Genomic DNA, 17,949 nt, shown 5'->3' with positions numbered 1-17,949 from the left:
ATTGAGATAAAGCAAACAAGGTTCAGTTTTCTGAATTCTGGCTAGGATATAGTCTTGTTTTCGTCTACTTGATTGATAATAAGGCTGTTTATGTTTGATTCGATTCCGATACGTTCACTTGTTTTGGTTTCATTAATTGCCAGTAATATGGTGTGTGCAGCGAGCGCTGACACGCCATATGTGATTGATGATGAGATGGTAAAGAGGCAAGTGGCTTTATCTCCCAATAAGGAGCCTAAAGCTCCCAGTCCATCTGATTATGGGTTTGGTCCGGATGGGCGTTTTTATCACCCAAAGGAAGCGCCAAGCTCGCATCGGGCCCAGCCATTTGAAGGCCAGTTGGACTATTGGGATACACAAAGCTATCAGCATAATATGACGGTTGAAGCCTATTATCCGATAACGGTTGAGCCTTTTCATACTTGGCAAAATATGGTGGATTTTGATGGCAAGCGCTACTTATATCAGTATGTCAGAGGTGACCTAAAAATCTTTGATGTGACTAACCCTAAAGATGTGCGTTTGCTACTAACCAAAGGTCATACTTGGGGGAAATCTGGCCCTGGAGAGCTGCAGTCACCTTTCAAAGACGGAGAAATGATGGGCGCAGCCTCGATTCAATGGAGTGAGTCTGAGCAAAGTTATGTGATGGTGCAAGCTTATGAGGTTAGGCGCTTTGGCTTGCTTAAGGATAAGTATCGTAGTCCAGAACAAGTTAAAGCCATTCGGCAAAGTCAGCATTTAAAAGGCTTTAAAGTTTACAGCATGAGAGGGCCCATGCCGGAAGACTGGACTTTGCTTGCTGAGCGCACCACAGATATTCTTCACCCAGATGCGCCCGTTGGTCAACAGCAAGGCTCTGGTGTACGCGATATCCCAGTGTATTATGGTGACGGCGTTATGTATCTTGCTGCTGCCCCAGATAAACGATATGCCCTAACTGAATATGCCAACGATCTTTATAGCGCGGGGTATCAGGCGTGGGATATGTCAGACCCTCGCAACCCTCGTTTGCTTGATATGCTGTCGGTTCCGGGCCAAATTGCCGGTGATGATGAGCATGAAAAAGTGTATCAAGATAATCCGAGGGCAGGTAATCGCACGTCGTGGATGGGCGCTCGTATGTCCTTATTTTTGAGTGATAAAGATGCGGACTATGCCTATGCAGCTATGGGTGGATTAGGTTTTTATGTGGTCGATATCCGTGATCCTAGTCAGATGAAGGTCGTAGGACATGTGAACTTTCCACCGAGCGTAGCAGGCACAGAAGGGGATTTTATTGATGTGTCTCAAGTCCAAGAGACGGGTCTAGTATACTACAGCGGCTATCCACTTAATGAAGACTGTTATGAACCCTATAAGGACGTTTATATCATCGATGTATCAGAGCCCAGTAGTCCGGCGGTAAAAGGAGTCCTCCCTCGTCCTATGCCGCCAAAAGAGGCAGATTTTAAAGACTATTGTCAGCGTCGAGGCAGCTTTGGCCCCAAACGAACAGGAGCCTACCATCAGCCAGGCACGGCCCAATCTGGTTTGCTGCCCTACAACTTCTACAATGCTGGTCTACAAGTGTTTGATGTTTCCAAGCCAAATGAAGCGTCTGTCGTAGCTTATTTTGTTCCACCTTTTGCACCAGACAAAGTGGTTGACTATGCCATGGGCAATTTATCTCATTCTGTCTATGTTGAGTACGACCGAAACCTATTTTGGCTCTTCACAAACCATGGCTTCTATGTCTTGTCGAGCCCAGTGCTAGGAGAGCCTAGTTTCCAAGCACCGAAGAAACCATGGCCTATTAAAGGAGAATAACGGCATACTCAACATGAAAATTATTCATGTTGAGTATGAAGAAAACTAACTTTAACTTGCGTACTGTTGTGGTTTAATGATTACTTGGATGTTAAGACGTATGGATGTCTAAATGGTTAAGCTTACAATATTAGACGGCGGAATGGGGCGCGAGTTAAAACGCATTGGCGCGCCCTTTTCTCAGCCCTTGTGGAGTGCGCAAGCACTCATCGAATCACCAAAGCATGTCAAACAAGCTCATCACGGTTTTATTGATGCAGGCGCACAAATCATAACCGTCAACAGCTATGCTTGTGTACCTTTCCATTTAGGTGAAGCTATTTATGCGGAAAAAGGATATGCGTTGGCTCAGCAAGCCGCCCAGCTTGCCCTAGAAGTGAAACAAGAGTCAGATAAAGAAGTGCTAGTTGCTGGAGCGATCCCTCCAGCTTTTGGGTCTTATCGTCCAGACTTATTCGATGCGCAAAGAGCACAGGAAATCACAACCCATCTAGTCGATGCTCAGCAGCAATATGTGGATGTTTGGTTGGCAGAAACGGTTGCAAGCCTTGGCGAAATGAGGTTAATTACGCAAGTATTATCTAACACTGATAAGCCCGTATACATCTCTTTTACCCTGCAAGATGAGACTACCCAGTCACCATGCCTTCGTTCTGGAGAGCCAGTTTCTGACGCAGTTTCTGAGCTGCTGGATAAAAACGTAGCAGGTATCTTCTTTAACTGCTCAATACCTGAAGTGATCGAACATGCGATCCAAGAAGTGAATCAAGTAACAAAGCAAACCGCTAAAGGGCTTATTATTGGCGTGTATGCCAACAGCTTTGCGCCGATTAAATCTGATCATCAAGCCAACGAATCTTTACAAGAGATGAGACACTTCTCACCTTCGGAATACCTTGAATATGCGCAAAAATGGTATCAACTGGGCGCAAGTGTCATTGGGGGGTGTTGTGGTATCGAGCCAAGCCACATCCAAGCATTAGCAAACTGGAGAGATAGCCTTGAAAAATCTTAACTTAGGACTGGCTATCCCTGCGATTGTAACGGTTTTATTTATATTGCTGGTTTCATCGCTTTACCCAGAGCAAGCTCAAGGCTTAGCGGGTAATGCGATGACTTTTGTTACTGATTGGTTTGGCTGGTTGGTACAACTGAGCAGCCTTGCGTTGGTTGGTTTTTTGCTGTGGTTGGCGTTCTCAAAATACGGAAATATTCGGTTGGGTGATGATAAGCCTGAATACTCTAATTTCTCTTATGGAGGAATGATCTTTACCGCAGGTGTGGGGGCCTCTTTAATTTATTGGGGAATTGGCGAACCCATGTATTATCTACAATCGCCTCCTCTTTTTGCAGAAGCCAATAGTTACAGCGCTGCAGCCTGGTCTGTTACCTATTCTATTTTTCATTGGGGGATCACTGGCTGGGCGATTTATTGTTTCCCTGCGATTCCGTTTGCTTACGCCTTTTACGTCAAAAAGCAACGAACTTTGAAGCTTTCTACCCTGTGTGAACCAGTACTAGGTCGCAATAAATTAATTGCTAAGTGTATAGATTTGCTGGCGATTTTTGGCACCTTATCGGCTTTCGCCAGCTCATTGGCATTGACGGTTACTCTGCTTAGCGCGGGCGCTGCTCAGTTATTAGGCGTCGAGAATAACCTTGTTTTACAGGGCAGTATAATATTGCTGTTTGTACTGGTTCTTTTTGCTGTCACCTTGGTGGGATTTAATAGAGGAATCAATAAGGTATCTGACTATACGGTGATATCGGCGATTATTTTCGCTCTATTTGTTCTGTTCTCGTCCAATGTACAATTTATTTTGAATAACTTCACCGACTCTCTTGGGGTCATGCTTGATAGTTTTTTCCGCATGTCACTTTGGACAGATCCGGTGCAGCAAAGTGGTTTTCCGCAAGCTTGGACCCAGTATTATTGGTTCTGGTATTACGCTTATCTGATCATGATGGGTTTATTCATTACCCGTATATCCCGAGGTCGTACGATACGCGAAGTTATTCTTTATTCCATTTCCATGGGCTCTTTGGGCTGTGCGTTCTTTATCTCTATTTTTGGTGGTTATGCGGTTTGGGCTCAGTTATTGGGGGGGGTATCCAATCCAAGACTGGATGGGTGAAGGTGGACTCACTTTTGCTGTAGTATCTTTAATTCAAACACTACCAGCTAAGAACTTGGTTCTTGCTCTGTTTTTGATTATCCAATTCTTTTTAATGCTGACGACGATGTCGAGTGCGAGTGTTGCTACCTCTATGCTGACGACTAACCAGTTGTCGTTAAATGGAGACCCTGATATTAAGGTTAAGCTTCTTTGGGCAGCAGCCATTGCATTGATTAGCTTTAGCGTGTTTCTAACCGGGGGAGGCATCAATACCATAAAATCGCTTTGTGTGGTGGCTGGGCTTCCTATGATGTTTATTTATGGCATTTTGATAAAACAAATCATGATGGAACTTAAGGGTAAAAGCGAGCTACGGGAGCCTCTCACGCAGCCATTAGTATCTAAAAAGTTGATCGCCTAGCGGTAAAAAATATCAAAAAGCAGACCAAGAGTAGAGGCAGTGACGGGCGGTTCTTGTTAAGATGAAATGTATCAGTGCAGTCGCCTAGGAGATTTCATGCTTAACCCTGTCACAGCCAAAGCCGTCATTGATCATGCCCTATTCTTAGGTGCTGATTTTGCCGAGCTATTCGTTGAACATCATCAGACGAATACGGTTCAAGTTGCTTCAAGTGAGGTAGATAAAGTTAATTCGGGTATCGATTTTGGTATCGGTATCCGGCTTTTTTATGGCCAAAAAGTCCTATATGGCTACACCAACAGTACGGATGAAACTGAATTAAAGCGCGTTACGTCTTTGCTTGCAGCCAAAGATAAACGTGAGCAAATGGCCTCAGTAGGAGAGTTGAATTTAAACCCTTACTCAGTTCAACACAGCTGCACAATGCCTCTTAGTCAAGACGCGAATCTCGATGCAAAAATTGCCTTTTTGCTGGATGCAGATCGAGCAGCGCGTGAAGAAAGTGAATGTATTAGCCAGTTTATCGGTAGCGTCCTTCAACGTGAGCAGAAAATCGCTATCTTCAATTCCGATGGCTTACAAGTGGATGATACTCGTCATTATATTCGCGTCGCAGGTAATACTGTTGCACAAAAAGGCGGTGAGCAAACATCTGGCTCTGAAGGCCCCGGTGCTCTCTCAGGTTGGGAATTTAGTCAGCATTTGGATGCGAAAGAGCTTGGGCAAACTATTGCTCAGCAAGCTTTGGTGAAATTAGGTGCAGACGCGTGCCCATCAGGTGAAATGCCAGTTGTGATCGGTAATGGTTTCGGCGGTGTGATTTTCCATGAGGCCTGTGGCCACTTGCTTGAAACCACAGCCGTTGCTAAGAAAGCTTCTGTATTTCATGACAAAATGGGTGAGATGATTGCACACTCTGCGGTAAGCGCGGTAGACGATGGCACTATGACCAACGAATGGGGATCAATCCATATTGATGACGAAGGCATGCCGACGCAGCGTACTCAGCTAATTAAAGATGGTCGACTAACCAGCTTTATGGTTGATAAAATGGGCAGTCTAAAAACAGGTTATCAACCAACGGGTTCTGGTCGTCGTCAAAACTACAAGTTTGCCCCAGCTTCGCGGATGAGAAATACCTTTATCGAAGCGGGCAGTCATTCTCTTGATGATATGTTTGCTGGTATAGAGCGAGGTATATACGCCAAAAAAATGGGAGGAGGCTCAGTTCAACCTGGAACGGGAGAGTTCAATTTTGCGGTGAGAGAAGCTTACTTGATTGAAAATGGCAAAGTGACCAAGCCCCTCAAAACGGCGACCCTAATCAGTACGGGACCGAAAGTACTCAAAGAAATCAGTATGGTTGGCCAAGATATGGCTTTGGCACCGGGCATGTGCGGTTCGGTCAGTGGCTCTGTTCCTACCACAGTTGGCCAGCCTTCGCTTAAAGTAGACAATATTTTGGTTGGAGGTGGCAACTGATGAGCCAAGAACAACTTTTAGAATCCGTGGATTACGTGTTATCTCAAGCCAAACAACATGGCGCTGAAGCGGATGTGATTGTCAGTCGTAACAGCAGTTTTTCTCTAAAAGCAAACCAAGGCCAACTTGATGAGTATAAGGTAAGCTCTAGCCAAGTTATGGGTGTGCGCGTTATCAAACAAGCACGCGTAGCGACCAGTTATTCCGAATCATTGGAGCCATCTAGTTTAGATTCGATGTTGGCTAATGCGTTAGAAAGCGCACGATTTGCCAAGCAAGATGAGCATCAAACCATCGCTTGTACCGATAGCCAGATTGAAACTGACGTAGCCGAGCTGGCCCAGCAAGACACAACATCAGTCGATGAAAAAATTGAACTAGCCCTTGGGTTAGAGCAAAACCTTATCGATAAGTCGGAAGGCGTCAGTTCACCTTACAATGGCTATAGCGATGGTGAAGTCCAGCTTATTGTAGCGAATACGAAAGGTAGCTTGTGTCAGCACTTTGAACGCTCGTTTAGCTGTTATGCCTATGCCTTACTTGAGCAAAATGGTAAACAAGCCATGGCGGGTAAAATGTCGGTCGGTCGACGCTTCACTGATTTAAATTCGAAATTATGTGTTGACGAAGGCTATCGTCTAGCCCAAGAGCTACTGGATGGGACTCCAGTAGCGACCGGAAATTATTCTGTTGTGTTCGCTATTAATGCCCTTAGCAGTTTATTTGGTGCTTTCGGTAATGCTTTTTCTGGTGTGAGTGCAATGAAAGGAGTGACGCCGCTCTCCGACAAAGTTGGACATAAGGTTGCCAGCGAACTGATTTCTCTGTCAGATGTGGCTTATATGCCGAGCGGTATGGCGATTTCGGGCTTTGATAGCGAAGGTTTTGCAACCCAAGACAACATCTTGATTGCAAACGGTGAGCTGAAAACCTTACTGCATAATAGCCATAGTGCAAGCTATCTAGGAGTTCAATCGACAGCAAACGCTGCGCGAGGGGCTAAATCCAGTTTGGATGTTTCGGCAAACCACAAAGTGATTGCACTTGGTCTTAGTAGTCTTGCTGAAGTCCAGTCTGGTGAATATCTTGAACTTGTAGAGCTGCAAGGTGTTCATTCTGGCGCTGATGTTGTCAGTGGTGATTTTTCGTTTGGCGCTAGTGGGTTTTTGTGTCGTGATGGGCAGCGTATTCAACCGGTGCGCGGAATAACCGTGGCTGGTAACTTCTACAAGATGTTAGCTGAAGTCGATGCTGTAGGGGATACACAAATGAACAATGATAGTCATACCTTCTTTGCACCAGACATTCGATTTGCTCGATTAAGTATCGGCGGTAAATAAACCCAAAAGTCCAAGAGAGGACTCGCAGAGTCCTCTTTTGTTCGCCTATAAACTGGAAAGCTATACAAAGTCTTAAGATGAGCAACTGTAGTGGGAAACGCCGCCAGAGGCAAAAAACTCTAGCGGTCTTAAACGATAGTATTTTTCCTCTACCTGTGATGATTGCTCACCATAAGGATCTTGGAGTACTTCTTCTAACTCATGAATAAGTGAGTAATCCCCTCGCTCTGCTTGCTGATAGGCAGGCACAACCAGCCATTCTCGCCATGTATACTTGGGATTCACTTTTTTCATCTGATCCGACGCAGATTCAGAACTTGAAGTGGAAAGAACCTTATCTCGCCATGAAGATAACCATTGCTGCCATTCATTGATGACTTCTTCACTTGGCTTGGAGTAGAAGCTTGGCTCAATACCTGAGACGTCATCTGGAATATGACAAAGCTCGCGGAATAAGATGGTAAAGTCGACATGGGTTTTCATCATCAGAGTAATAAGTTGATTGAAAAGAGCATTGTCGAATGTTTCCCAGCCAAGTTTGTCGGCCCACATCTGACTGACTTTACTCTGCATCATGGGGGAGAAGCCTTCACAAATATCGTCCAATTGCTCTTGTTGCTCTGATGAAGAGTGCAACAGTGGCTTGAGTGCGGCGCAGAAGGTTTCAAAGTTTTTTTCTGCAGCCAAGGGTTGATTTAGAAAAGCGAAATGGTTTCCACCGCCTGTCCATGGTTGGAAATAAGGTTCAAAATATTCACAAAAACCGAATGGTCCGTAATCTAGAGTGAAACCTCCTGCAGCGCAGTTGTCACTGTTGAAGTTACCTTGGCAGTAGCCGACACGAATCCAATTTGTGACAAGAGAGGTTAATCTCTCTCGAAATTTATGGGCAAGAATAACGACTTTCTGTGTGAGTGGCAGTGATTGTTCAATCTCATCTTGATATTCTCGCTTTATGATATGCAGCACTATCATCTCGAGTTCTTTCATGGCCTCAGCATCAGTAAGGCTGCGAGCACGACGACTAAAAAGTTCAAGCTGCCCAACTCGTAAGAAAGAAGGCGCGACTCGCGTGGTAATCGCGACGGGGTTAGACACCATGATGTCGGGATTCTCTGAGCGAGTACCTTCACTATACCATGGTCGGTCGACAGTGTCGGTTCGAGATACAAAAAGGCATAAGGATCGAGATGAGGGTATCCCTAAAGCATGCATGTATTCTTGAGCAAGATATTCCCGCACACTTGAGCGAAGCACTGCTCTACCATCCGCTCCTCGACAATAAGGCGTTGGACCACCGCCTTTCAGTTGCATTTCCCAGCGCTTGTTGTTTAATACGCCTTCAAATACTGAAATGGCTCGCCCGTCACCGTAACCATTACCGGTTCCAAATGGGCACTGTTGTATGTATTCGGTACCGAAGATCGAGAGTGCATAACCCGTTGCCCAGCCTGTATTTTTCATCTCTTCAGGCACATGACTCATGTCACCAGAAAAAAGGTGTTTGAACTCTTCTGACTTTGCTAGTTTGTCACTGAGGCCTAGTTCTTTAAAAAACGTCTCACTGTGACTGATGTAAACGGGATCAGCAATTGGAGAAGGTTTAACTGGCACATAGTGCCCAGAGAGCACCTGTCTTGGCAGATGGTCCTCACCACTGCTTGTTGCATAGGGATCGGGATTCAGAGTGTTGAGCAAAGAGTAGTTTGATGCCGCAGCAAGGCTTTGAATGTCAGTCACTTTGTTCAAGATCTGGTCGTCTTTTGGCTTACTCATTGCCTTAATACTCCAATGATGAATTGTAATCTCTAGCCATGATACGGTGCTATTGATAAAAAGACATCAGTTCAACGCTGATCATTTTGTCTGGCGGGTTATAAGTTAGCAGTCCGAGTTTTCAACTCTGACACTGCATACACAGCCTCCAGTTGGGCATGTACCTCCTGTTCTTCCTCCAAAAGAGTCGTATATTACGTAACAGCCTGTAGGTAGAGTGTTAATGTTCTGACTGTTGAGTTGTCCGGATGAAAATGAATGGTTAAACCCAATGACTGTATGTCTGTTACCTATCGCTGTGGTTAGATTCCCACTTGTTTCCAAGGTTAAAAAGTCTAGCATGGTGAGAGCGTCTGCTGATTCCCCTTCACTTTCAGGGCATAAAGTTGCCCAGTCAACCTCCACAGAGCCGATTCCGAAGTCAATCACATATTCACTTTGATTCGGGTTCCCGGAATAAACGAGATCAGGTGTAAGCCCTTGGATATACGCTTTTGAATTGACTTGAGTTATCACGGACTCCATTGCAGCCGCGATTGAGTCTAGCGATGCAACGCGAGCAGAATTATTTATGTTCATAATTCTTGGGGCAGCGGTAACCGCCAACACACCTAAAATTAAGATAATCACGATCAGCTCGATGAGGGTGAAACCCTTACAACAATCATTAGTATTCAATTCATTAATTGGGCTCAGGTTATATTTACACCCTAATTATGAGAAACGATATACCTATGATCAAGCGAGAAAACTAAAGATAGTCTTAAGTCAATTATTTCGAATATAGATTGATCTGTCTGTGAGTAAAATTCGTAAACCGTGTCCAACGCACAATTTACTTTCTTGACATTTTATGAATAAAATTAACCCCGCTAAGCTTGCGAATAGTAAATGGACAGCTGTTACTCCCTTAAAACGAGAAAAACATTTTTTGGTGACAGACGCTGAATATGATGAGGAAGGTAGGGTTGTCTCTTGCACCCTGCAAGCGATTCTTTCAAAAAATGACTATCTTATCGATTGGCGTGATTTAAAAGATGCAAGCCAGTGGCAATATGGTTGGAAGTAGTGTTGATAGCCGTTAAGTGATAAATTCAATCGCTAACAGCAGTAAGTAAGACATTATTATGGTGCAATGGCCCTGTATATTTAAACTTGAAGGGGATTGTGAGCTGATTTTTCTCGCCAGCGAACAAGCTTTATCCAGCGAACTCGACGGTCTGATTTTTAGCTCGTCCGATTGTCTGATTGACGGTCTTGGCCAAACCTATCAAGTCAAATCTTGCCGACTTGGCTATACGCTTGAATCACGGGACCGAATGCTCTCGCTTGCACGTGTAACTGAGCTTATTCAGGAGCACCAGTTTGTTCAAGCCGAAGTATGTCTGACAAAAATCCAGTTCATTTCTATTGCCGAGGCTATCAACTCGATAGCGGTGTTGTAGCGATAGGTTGCTAATACTGCTCTTATCTTATGCCTACTCTTCGACATAACTATTCGGCTTTATTTCTAACTAATAATAGAATCACTTAACTAGTTTGTGTTATGTTATAACGTATCAAGTTGGTTCAAAGCTGTCATGTAATGGAAAATCCGAATTCACCCGTTCTATCAATCGAGCATCTTTGCGTTGACGGTCCTGATCACTGGCGAGCCGTTTCAGATGTTACCTTCGATGTTTATCCAGGCGAATGCGTGGCAATTATTGGTCCAAATGGTAGCGGAAAATCAAGTTTGCTTAAAGCTATCATGCAAGAATATCGAAGTGTTTCTGGCTCTATTGAAGTCTCAGGTCAGCGCATTGAGTGCTTGCATCGGCAAGATATGGCCAAACGTATTGCTTTGGTTGCTCAGCATGAACATGTTGATCCACGAATGAGAGTGACTGAGTACGTGGGTTTGGGGCGATTACCACATCGCTTTTGTTGCACTAATAAAGAGCATTCTAGAGCTATAACGCAAGCCATAGAGGATGTTGGTCTTGATCATAAAAGTCAAATGTATTTTGGACAGCTGTCAGGAGGAGAGCAGCAAAAAGCCAGCATTGCTCGTGCTTTCGCTCAAGAACCAAGAATTCTACTTCTTGATGAGCCTACTAATCATCTCGATCCATTGGCTCGCCTTGAATTGTTAGCGCTTATAAAGAAAAAAAACGTCGCGTCAGTTGCGGTGTTGCATGATTTGCCTTTGGTCACTCCTTTTGCTGACAAAGTGCTACTTATGTCAGAGCAAAAAATGTCTGCATATGGGGCGCCAGATATCTTATTACAAGATGAGTTTATGACGCCTGTTTTTGGTTTACGTGTGATTCCATTTAAGCACCCCAACATCGATTGCACCATTCATCATTTTGAAGCCGCCTCATCTAACCATTATTCACCCTCAATAGGAACTCAGCTATGAAACGGCTTTTCGGTTTTGCCCCCTCTTTGCTACTTTTTCTGCCATTGTCTATCGCGTTTGCGAAAAGCACCGTTTACCCTGTCACAATCGATAATTGCGGAAACCCATTGATCATTGAACAGCGTCCCTCACGCGCTGTCATCCACGATATCAATATGTCGGAAATGGCGTTCTCCCTTGGCTTGCAAAAGGATATAGTTGGTGTCACGGGCATCACTGGCTGGTATAAAATGTCACCTTCTTTTAAGCAGCAGTTAGGAAAGATTTCAGAGCTTGCTCCCAAATACCCATCACTTGAAACCCTTATCGCTTCAAAAGCGGACTTCTTTTTTGCCGGATGGAATTATGGGATGAAAGTTGGAGGCGATGTTACTCCAGAAACGCTCAAGCCTTACAAGATAGATACACTGGTTCTCAGTGAAAGCTGTAGCCATACGATAAGTTCTCAGCAAGCTGCGAGTATGGACCTTTTGTATGATGACGTTAAGAAACTAGGTGTCATATTTGATGCACAAGACAAAGCCGATCATTTGATTGAATCCTGGAAAGCACGTATCGAGCAAGTCAGTGAGAGTAACCCGGCGAAAAGCCATTCTCCTGTAAAAGTATTCTTATATGATTCCGGACAGGATAAACCTTTCACGGCTGGCAAATATGCTATGCCAAATGCTCTTATTGAAGCTGCTGGCGGTACCAATGTGACAAGTAAGATGTCTGCTGGTTGGGCGACAACGTCATGGGAAAGTGTTGCTCAAATGAATCCAGATGTAATCATATTACTTGATTATCAAGGTGCGAATGGCGCCGATTCACTGCAACGTTTTTTGGAAGCTCATCCATTAATGAAGTATACCAACGCGGTTAAGTCGGCTCGTTATGTTCGACTGAGATATGAGCAGCTTACCCCTGGCCCTGCCAATATTGAAGCCATTGAAAAAATTGCAGAAGCTATCCGCCCTAAATATTTCTAAGTCTGTTTGGTTTTAATCGTGGTTAAATATCTACTCGCATGGCTTGTTGGAGTTTTTGCGCTGGTGACTGGTTTTATGCTTAGCATTAAATTTGGTTCAGTGACGTTATCATTCTCAGACTTAGTATCGGCGTTGGCTGAACTTAGCCGAGATGAACTGAGTATTACCAGTCGTATTCTGGTCGACATTCGATTGCCAAGAGCAATACTCGCAATTATTGCTGGAGCTGGTCTAGCTATGGTTGGTGGTTTACTCCAAACATCGACTCAAAATGACTTAGCCGATCCTTTCTTGTTTGGGTTGTCGTCAGGTGCATCAGTTGGTGCCGTCTTAATTCTTACTCAGTTTGGTAATGCATTGGGTATATGGTCATTGCCGATTGCTGCTTTCACAGGTGGGATTGTATCAGCTGCTGCTGTTATTTCTCTTTTTACGATACAAAAGAGGAAAGGGGGAAATGACCTCATATTGTGCGGTTTGGCCATTTCTTTCTTATTTGGCGCTTTGACGAGCTTTTTAATTTATTCAGGTGACCAACGTGCAGCCAGCTCGATTCTATTTTGGACTATGGGGGGATTAGGCCTTGCCCGTTGGGAGAATATTGGTTTTGCAGCTTGTGGTGTACTTGTGATCTTGGGATTAGTTTTTAAACGTTGTCGACAACTTGATACCTTGTTGGTCAGTGAACAAACTACTCGTTCTTTAGGCATCAACGTACATCGTCTTAAAAGCGAAATTTTTTTCTGTTGTGCACTTTGTACCGCTTCAATTGTTTCACTGACTGGTGTGATTGGCTTTATCGGGCTTATGGTTCCTCATCTTGTGCGCCCGTTTTCAAGTGTGACACATAAGCAGTCCATTCCTTTGATCGCGCTATGGGGGGCGGTCATTTTACTTTTTGGTGATTTGATCAGTAGAACTGCTCTCGCACCACAAGAATTACCTGTTGGTATAGTCACAGCGGCTTTAGGTGGTTTGTTCGTACTTTACCGTGTGGGGTACCAAAAATCATAAATGTGCTATGGATGAATATTATGAAAGATGTAAAAGGCGTATTTAGAAACTTAGAGAAAATGTTGGAACAAGCCAGTTGGTTTGATCATGGTTGGGAGATCTATAATCGTGGAAACTACCTCCAGCTCTACAAAGAGAATTGGTGTAACCACAACCAAGGTGGTATTCATTTTGAAACTTTTATCGAAGGACCACAAATTAAGCAGAAATCTTTTCCTGTTTGTATGCACGCAGAGGAAGACTGCCCATATCAGTCTGAATTTATCCGTCAATTTCTAGAGTTTGAGCAAGAACGTATTGTCAGTTGGAAAGGATATAAAGTTCTGACAAGCAGTTATGGGATATGCCAGCGCACTTTACCACTTAATTTTAAAAATTTGGAACAACGTATCTTTGAGGAGTTTAACCGACTGCGCATACTAGAAGCGAGTATCGATAAGGTTCTCTTAAATGTTTAGCCTCACAATGATGTACATATAGCCATAGGTGTAATGATGAAAAAGAATAAAAGTCCATGTATTGATATTTGTGAGTTTTCTGGACCTAAAGGATGGTGTATTGGTTGCGGTCGAACCAGAGATGAATGTCAAAAATGGAAAACACTCAAACCTTATGCTTTGAATATTTTATGCAAGGAACTCGATAGGAGAATGGCACATATAAAGCAAAATTAGATTGGAGTGCAGAGATTTCCCCATCGTCTGCACCTGCTATTCCACCTTTCTTACACCTTTATTTCTCCTGGTGTTGGGTTTTTACACAATAAATTACCACTCTATTTGTGATGGAATTTTGCAAATCAAAACTCAATGATATTTGAGCGTTTAACTTACATTTTGTATGGGTATTATAGTACAAGCTTTGTTGCTCTTTTGCTTTGGAGACATCGATGAAATCTACTACGAAACGACATCAAGACATTACCGAAGTGCTCGATAAGCCATTCACCATTCGAGTCGATGGGAAACCTATCCCAGCCGTTGAAGGAGAGAGTGTCCTCAGCGCTTTACTTGCATCAAATATACGTCATTTTATGACTAACGATTATGGCACTAACTCTGGCCCTTATTGTGGAATGGGAGTGTGCCACTGTTGCCTGTTGCATGTTAATGGCCGTTTTAAGCAACGAGCCTGCCAAACTCTTGTGAAACCTGATATGGAGATAGAAACCAACCGCAATCAGGTATTAGAGAGGGGGAAGAAACATGGATAAGAAAGTCGTCATTGTTGGAGCTGGACCTGCTGGAATATCAGCGGCCACTGAACTTGCCAAATTTGGTGTGCACACCACTGTGATTGATGAAGCGCCAAAAGCAGGTGGTGTAATTTATCGTGGTCCTTTGCGAAAAACCCATGATTTGCCTCATTTAGACACTAAGCTCAAAAAAGCTATGGATAAATTGCAGGAAGATTATCGCAGTAACGCTTCATATATTGACCTTAAAACTCAAACGAAAGTCTTGGGGCCTTTAGGTGACAGAACTTTGCTCATTAGTCATGATGATGAGCTAGCTCAAATTGATTATGACTACTTGCTATTGGCTACAGGTTGCCAAGAACGCAGCATTCCTTTTCCAGGGTGGCAACTACCCGGGGTAATGCTTCTTGGCGCTATCCAACTTCAGCTAAAAAGTGGTTTGGTCAGGCCTGGTAAAAAACTGGTGATCACAGGCACAGGTCCACTGCTTATTTTAGTTGCCTGCCAGTTGCATAAAGCCGGTTGTCAGATAGATGCGATTTATGAAGCGGCAAAATTTTCTTCGATTGCAAAGGAAACAATCGCTATCTTAAATCGGCCCCAACAGGCACTGGATGGATTATCTATGATGTTGTATCTAAAGCAGCATGATATTTCAATCCATTATGGCTGGGGGTTAGTTAAAGCAGAGGGAGAGGGACAGTTGCAGCAGGTTACTGTCGCTCCTTACGATGATAATTGGTGCCCCGATCATTCTAAAGCGGTAAAACATAATGTTGATACCTTAGGAGTCGGGTATGGTTTTGCAGCACGTTCTCAGTTAGCTCAACTTATCGGGCTTGAAATTCAATACGATCATATGAGTGGTGCTATTCCGTGTGTCGATGAGTGGCAACGTAGTAGTCAGGAAAACATTTATTGTGCTGGTGATAGCGCAAAAATTGCTGGTGCTGATGCTGCTGCTCTGGAAGGAAACATAGCGGCTAAAGCAATTGCCTCTGAGCTCAGTAAATTGGGGCGATTGGATGCCCAACAAGATATTTCAGCGATGCGTAAACGTTTAGCGCGCTTGTATCGCTTTCGTGAAGCTTTTGACCATGCTGGCTATAGAGAACTCGGCTTACTCTCGTTACCAGACGAAGATACGGTGATATGTCGTTGTGAGCAGGTGAAGCGAAAAGCGATTGATGACGCCATCCAGCAGGGGTGCAGAGATATTGTGACTTTGAAAATGCGCACCCGCATAACTATGGGTGATTGCCAAGGAAAAACCTGCGCGCATTACTGCTATGACAGGCTAAAAAAAAAGGGCTTAGCCGCTGAGCAAGGCATGGTTCGCCCGAGGTTTCCTCTCGACCCTATCCCATTTTCTGCTTTGGAGGAGCAATCATGAAAACCTATGATGTTGTTATTTGCGGTGGTGGTGTTATTGGTGCTTCGATAGCCTATTTCTTGAGTAGAGAAAAAGATCTTAATATTGCGCTTGTAGATTACAAATACCCCGGTAATGCTTCACGAGCGTCAGCTGGTGGTTTATGGGCAATGGGCGAATCAACTGGGCTAGGTTGCGGGGTTATTTTATTCAAAACCTTATCTAAACAGATGCAAGAGTCGGGATCTGATATCGCGCCTAAGATGCAGCCCCATATCATGCCTAAATCATTTTTTGATATGGCAATGATGTCAAATGCTATGTATCCAGATTTGTACAATGAGCTGGTAGATAATCATGGTGTTGATTTTAAATTTGAGCAAACCGGGCTTAAGTTTCTTATGTTTGACCAGTATGATCGAATGTATGCTGAACAAATAGCAGCCGCAGTTCCCGATAGACATCAGTATGTGCGATGGTTGAGTCAAAGTGAACTGCACTCAGAAGAGCCGAATGTATCTGAGCAGGCAATTGGCGCGATGGAGTTTGATTGCGACCATCAAATAAATCCTTACCGCCTTAATGAAGCGTATCTTGAAGCTGCAAGACAAAATGGCGTTGAGCTTTATTTAAATACCAAAGTTACGGGGATTGAAAAGCATCAAAGCCGTATAACGGCGGTTGAAACTGAGCACGGAAAATTGCCCTGCAAAGTCATTATTAACGCGGCTGGAGCCTGGGCTGAGAATATCAGCCGCTGGGCAACCGGTTACGATCTGCCGGTTTTTCCTGTCAAAGGTCAAGTTATCATCACCGAAAAACTCCCCAAGTTGCTTAATGGTTGTTTGACTACCAGCGATTGTTATATTGCCCAAAAAGACAATGGTGAGATATTGATCGGTTCGACAACCGAGGAGCGAGGTTTTGATACGACCAATGATATAAAATACATCAAGCAACTTGGGTTAGGCGCTATGAAGTCGATACCTGCCCTAAAAGACATGAACATTAAACGTTGCTGGGCTGGACTCAGGCCTGGCTCACCCGATGAACTACCAATTATTGGCTCTGTACCGGGTACTGAAGGGTATTTTAATGCTTGCGGACACTTTCGCACCGGTATGTTGACTTCAGCAATTACAGGGAAAATTTTGAATGAACTTGTCAGAGAGCGGCCAACTTGTGTCGACATATCGGCATTCTCGTACCAGCGCTTTCTCAACAAAAGGGGAGAAATGGTGGGCAAGTATCACCTAGACCATGCTCTATAGCTCTTCTCACTTTTGGCTCAAGAGTCAGTTAAGTCTGGCTCTTACGCCAATCGATTGAAACCGTTAAACTTAGAGTGTTAATTTTAGCGTATTCAGTCTTTTTTCGATTACCTCAAACAGCGTGACACACAGCCTATTTTATTTATCATTATGGGCGTTATTAATCCACAAACATTCAAACAACGTGAATTTGGTCAAGCTATGAGACAAGCAGCGAAAGTGTCAGACACTATACTTTTCGAGTTTGTCGAGGAAATAACAGTCCCCATAATGGAGTAGATCATGATTAATAAGCGTTTTTTTAAAACTAAAGATGAGGTGGAAGTGACTTTCGAGCTCTCGGCTACGCAAGTGCGTGAGTCTGTTTCGATTGTGGCTGACTTCTCAGGTTGGCAGCCTATGGCGATGAAAAAAGTCAATAAATCAAAATCCTATAAGTTTAAAACGCGGTTACCTAAGGACAATCATTTTGAATTTCGTTACTTAATTGATGGTCACCTTTGGGTGAATGACCCGAATGCAGATAAATACCAACCTAATGGATTTGGTTCCGATAACGGTTTAGTTTCAACTTTTCATAACCTTGAATTAAATTGACAAATTGATATTTTTATCAAAAATTGGTATTAAGAACATAAGTTGGTTCGTCTCTTTTTGATTTAATAATGACAATCAGAAGGTGACAAGCCTTCCATAAATACGTAACCTTAGTCTTTTGTTTTAACCATGTATAGGTCAAAGTGTGCAACCCAATAGTTTGAGATCCCGTTTTAG

19 protein-coding genes are annotated in these 17,949 nt (G+C 43.7%); 17 read left to right on the top strand and 2 right to left on the bottom strand.

The genetic code is table 11. The annotated features are described in order from the left end of the window. The first annotated feature begins 90 nt into the window (after positions 1–90). The 6 genes from DPF90_RS01700 (at position 91) to DPF90_RS01680 (ending at position 7,169) form a co-directional block, all read left to right on the top strand. Positions 91–1,809 (top strand): LVIVD repeat-containing protein, encoded by a 1,719-nt coding sequence (locus DPF90_RS01700; protein ID WP_114784009.1) that lies wholly within the window; start codon positions 91–93, stop codon positions 1,807–1,809. Between the two features lie 112 nt (positions 1,810–1,921). Further along, positions 1,922–2,824, top strand: coding sequence for a homocysteine S-methyltransferase family protein (locus DPF90_RS01695; RefSeq protein ID WP_114784007.1), 903 nt, complete (start codon positions 1,922–1,924; stop codon positions 2,822–2,824). Next, positions 2,811–3,944 (top strand): BCCT family transporter, encoded by a 1,134-nt coding sequence (locus tag DPF90_RS01690; RefSeq protein WP_275895322.1) that lies wholly within the window; start codon positions 2,811–2,813, stop codon positions 3,942–3,944. The genes DPF90_RS01695 and DPF90_RS01690 overlap by 14 nt, the downstream gene beginning before the upstream one ends. Next, positions 3,889–4,347: a BCCT family transporter gene (locus DPF90_RS20575; RefSeq protein WP_275895321.1), complete on the top strand. Its 459-nt coding sequence runs from the start codon at positions 3,889–3,891 to the stop codon at positions 4,345–4,347. The genes DPF90_RS01690 and DPF90_RS20575 overlap by 56 nt, the downstream gene beginning before the upstream one ends. A 96-nt stretch (positions 4,348–4,443) precedes the next feature. Next, the gene (locus DPF90_RS01685; RefSeq protein ID WP_114784005.1) at positions 4,444–5,829 is read left to right on the top strand and encodes a TldD/PmbA family protein; all 1,386 of its coding nucleotides are present in this window, start codon (positions 4,444–4,446) and stop codon (positions 5,827–5,829) included. Then, positions 5,829–7,169 (top strand): TldD/PmbA family protein, encoded by a 1,341-nt coding sequence (locus DPF90_RS01680; protein ID WP_114784003.1) that lies wholly within the window; start codon positions 5,829–5,831, stop codon positions 7,167–7,169. The genes DPF90_RS01685 and DPF90_RS01680 overlap by 1 nt, the downstream gene beginning before the upstream one ends. A 72-nt stretch (positions 7,170–7,241) precedes the next feature. Here DPF90_RS01680 and DPF90_RS01675 read toward each other — a convergent pair whose 3' ends face one another. Further along, the gene (locus DPF90_RS01675) at positions 7,242–8,945 is read right to left on the bottom strand and encodes a protein adenylyltransferase SelO (RefSeq protein WP_114784002.1); all 1,704 of its coding nucleotides are present in this window, start codon (positions 8,943–8,945) and stop codon (positions 7,242–7,244) included. 105 nt (positions 8,946–9,050) lie between these two features. Continuing rightward, positions 9,051–9,623: a prepilin-type N-terminal cleavage/methylation domain-containing protein gene (locus DPF90_RS01670; RefSeq protein WP_205395143.1), complete on the bottom strand. Its 573-nt coding sequence runs from the start codon at positions 9,621–9,623 to the stop codon at positions 9,051–9,053. Between the two features lie 175 nt (positions 9,624–9,798). Between DPF90_RS01670 and DPF90_RS01665 the strand changes: the two genes are divergently transcribed. The 11 genes from DPF90_RS01665 (at position 9,799) to DPF90_RS01615 (ending at position 17,772) form a co-directional block, all read left to right on the top strand. After that, positions 9,799–10,014: a TIGR02450 family Trp-rich protein gene (locus tag DPF90_RS01665; RefSeq protein ID WP_114783997.1), complete on the top strand. Its 216-nt coding sequence runs from the start codon at positions 9,799–9,801 to the stop codon at positions 10,012–10,014. A gap of 58 nt (positions 10,015–10,072) precedes the next feature. Then, positions 10,073–10,390: a DUF4144 family protein gene (locus DPF90_RS01660; RefSeq protein ID WP_114783995.1), complete on the top strand. Its 318-nt coding sequence runs from the start codon at positions 10,073–10,075 to the stop codon at positions 10,388–10,390. A 140-nt stretch (positions 10,391–10,530) separates the two neighbouring features. Then, positions 10,531–11,349, top strand: a complete 819-nt coding sequence (locus tag DPF90_RS01655) for an ABC transporter ATP-binding protein (protein WP_114783993.1) — start codon at positions 10,531–10,533, stop codon at positions 11,347–11,349. Continuing rightward, entirely contained in the window at positions 11,346–12,320 is a 975-nt protein-coding gene (locus DPF90_RS01650) for an ABC transporter substrate-binding protein (RefSeq protein WP_114783991.1), read from the top strand. Before DPF90_RS01655 ends, DPF90_RS01650 begins: the two co-directional genes overlap by 4 nt. Positions 12,321–12,335: 15 nt before the next feature. After that, positions 12,336–13,334: a FecCD family ABC transporter permease gene (locus DPF90_RS01645; protein WP_420855699.1), complete on the top strand. Its 999-nt coding sequence runs from the start codon at positions 12,336–12,338 to the stop codon at positions 13,332–13,334. 20 nt (positions 13,335–13,354) lie between these two features. After that, positions 13,355–13,792, top strand: a complete 438-nt coding sequence (locus tag DPF90_RS01640) for a hypothetical protein (RefSeq protein ID WP_114783989.1) — start codon at positions 13,355–13,357, stop codon at positions 13,790–13,792. Positions 13,793–13,825: 33 nt separating this feature from the next. Continuing rightward, positions 13,826–14,008 carry a DUF1289 domain-containing protein gene (locus DPF90_RS01635; RefSeq protein ID WP_476756195.1) on the top strand — a complete coding sequence of 61 codons (183 nt, stop codon included), beginning with the start codon at positions 13,826–13,828 and terminating at the stop codon, positions 14,006–14,008. Between the two features lie 215 nt (positions 14,009–14,223). Then, the gene (locus DPF90_RS01630) at positions 14,224–14,547 is read left to right on the top strand and encodes a (2Fe-2S)-binding protein (protein ID WP_114783985.1); all 324 of its coding nucleotides are present in this window, start codon (positions 14,224–14,226) and stop codon (positions 14,545–14,547) included. After that, positions 14,540–15,925 carry an FAD/NAD(P)-dependent oxidoreductase gene (locus tag DPF90_RS01625; RefSeq protein ID WP_114783983.1) on the top strand — a complete coding sequence of 462 codons (1,386 nt, stop codon included), beginning with the start codon at positions 14,540–14,542 and terminating at the stop codon, positions 15,923–15,925. The genes DPF90_RS01630 and DPF90_RS01625 overlap by 8 nt, the downstream gene beginning before the upstream one ends. Continuing rightward, positions 15,922–17,175: an NAD(P)/FAD-dependent oxidoreductase gene (locus DPF90_RS01620; RefSeq protein ID WP_114783981.1), complete on the top strand. Its 1,254-nt coding sequence runs from the start codon at positions 15,922–15,924 to the stop codon at positions 17,173–17,175. Before DPF90_RS01625 ends, DPF90_RS01620 begins: the two co-directional genes overlap by 4 nt. Before the next feature lie 282 nt (positions 17,176–17,457). Continuing rightward, positions 17,458–17,772: an isoamylase early set domain-containing protein gene (locus tag DPF90_RS01615; protein ID WP_114783979.1), complete on the top strand. Its 315-nt coding sequence runs from the start codon at positions 17,458–17,460 to the stop codon at positions 17,770–17,772. The last annotated feature ends 177 nt before the right edge of the window (positions 17,773–17,949 follow it).

The organism is Vibrio tetraodonis (assembly GCF_003350295.1).
GTDB lineage: Bacteria > Pseudomonadota > Gammaproteobacteria > Enterobacterales > Vibrionaceae > Vibrio > Vibrio tetraodonis.
This window is presented reverse-complemented; position numbering and strand designations above follow the sequence as displayed.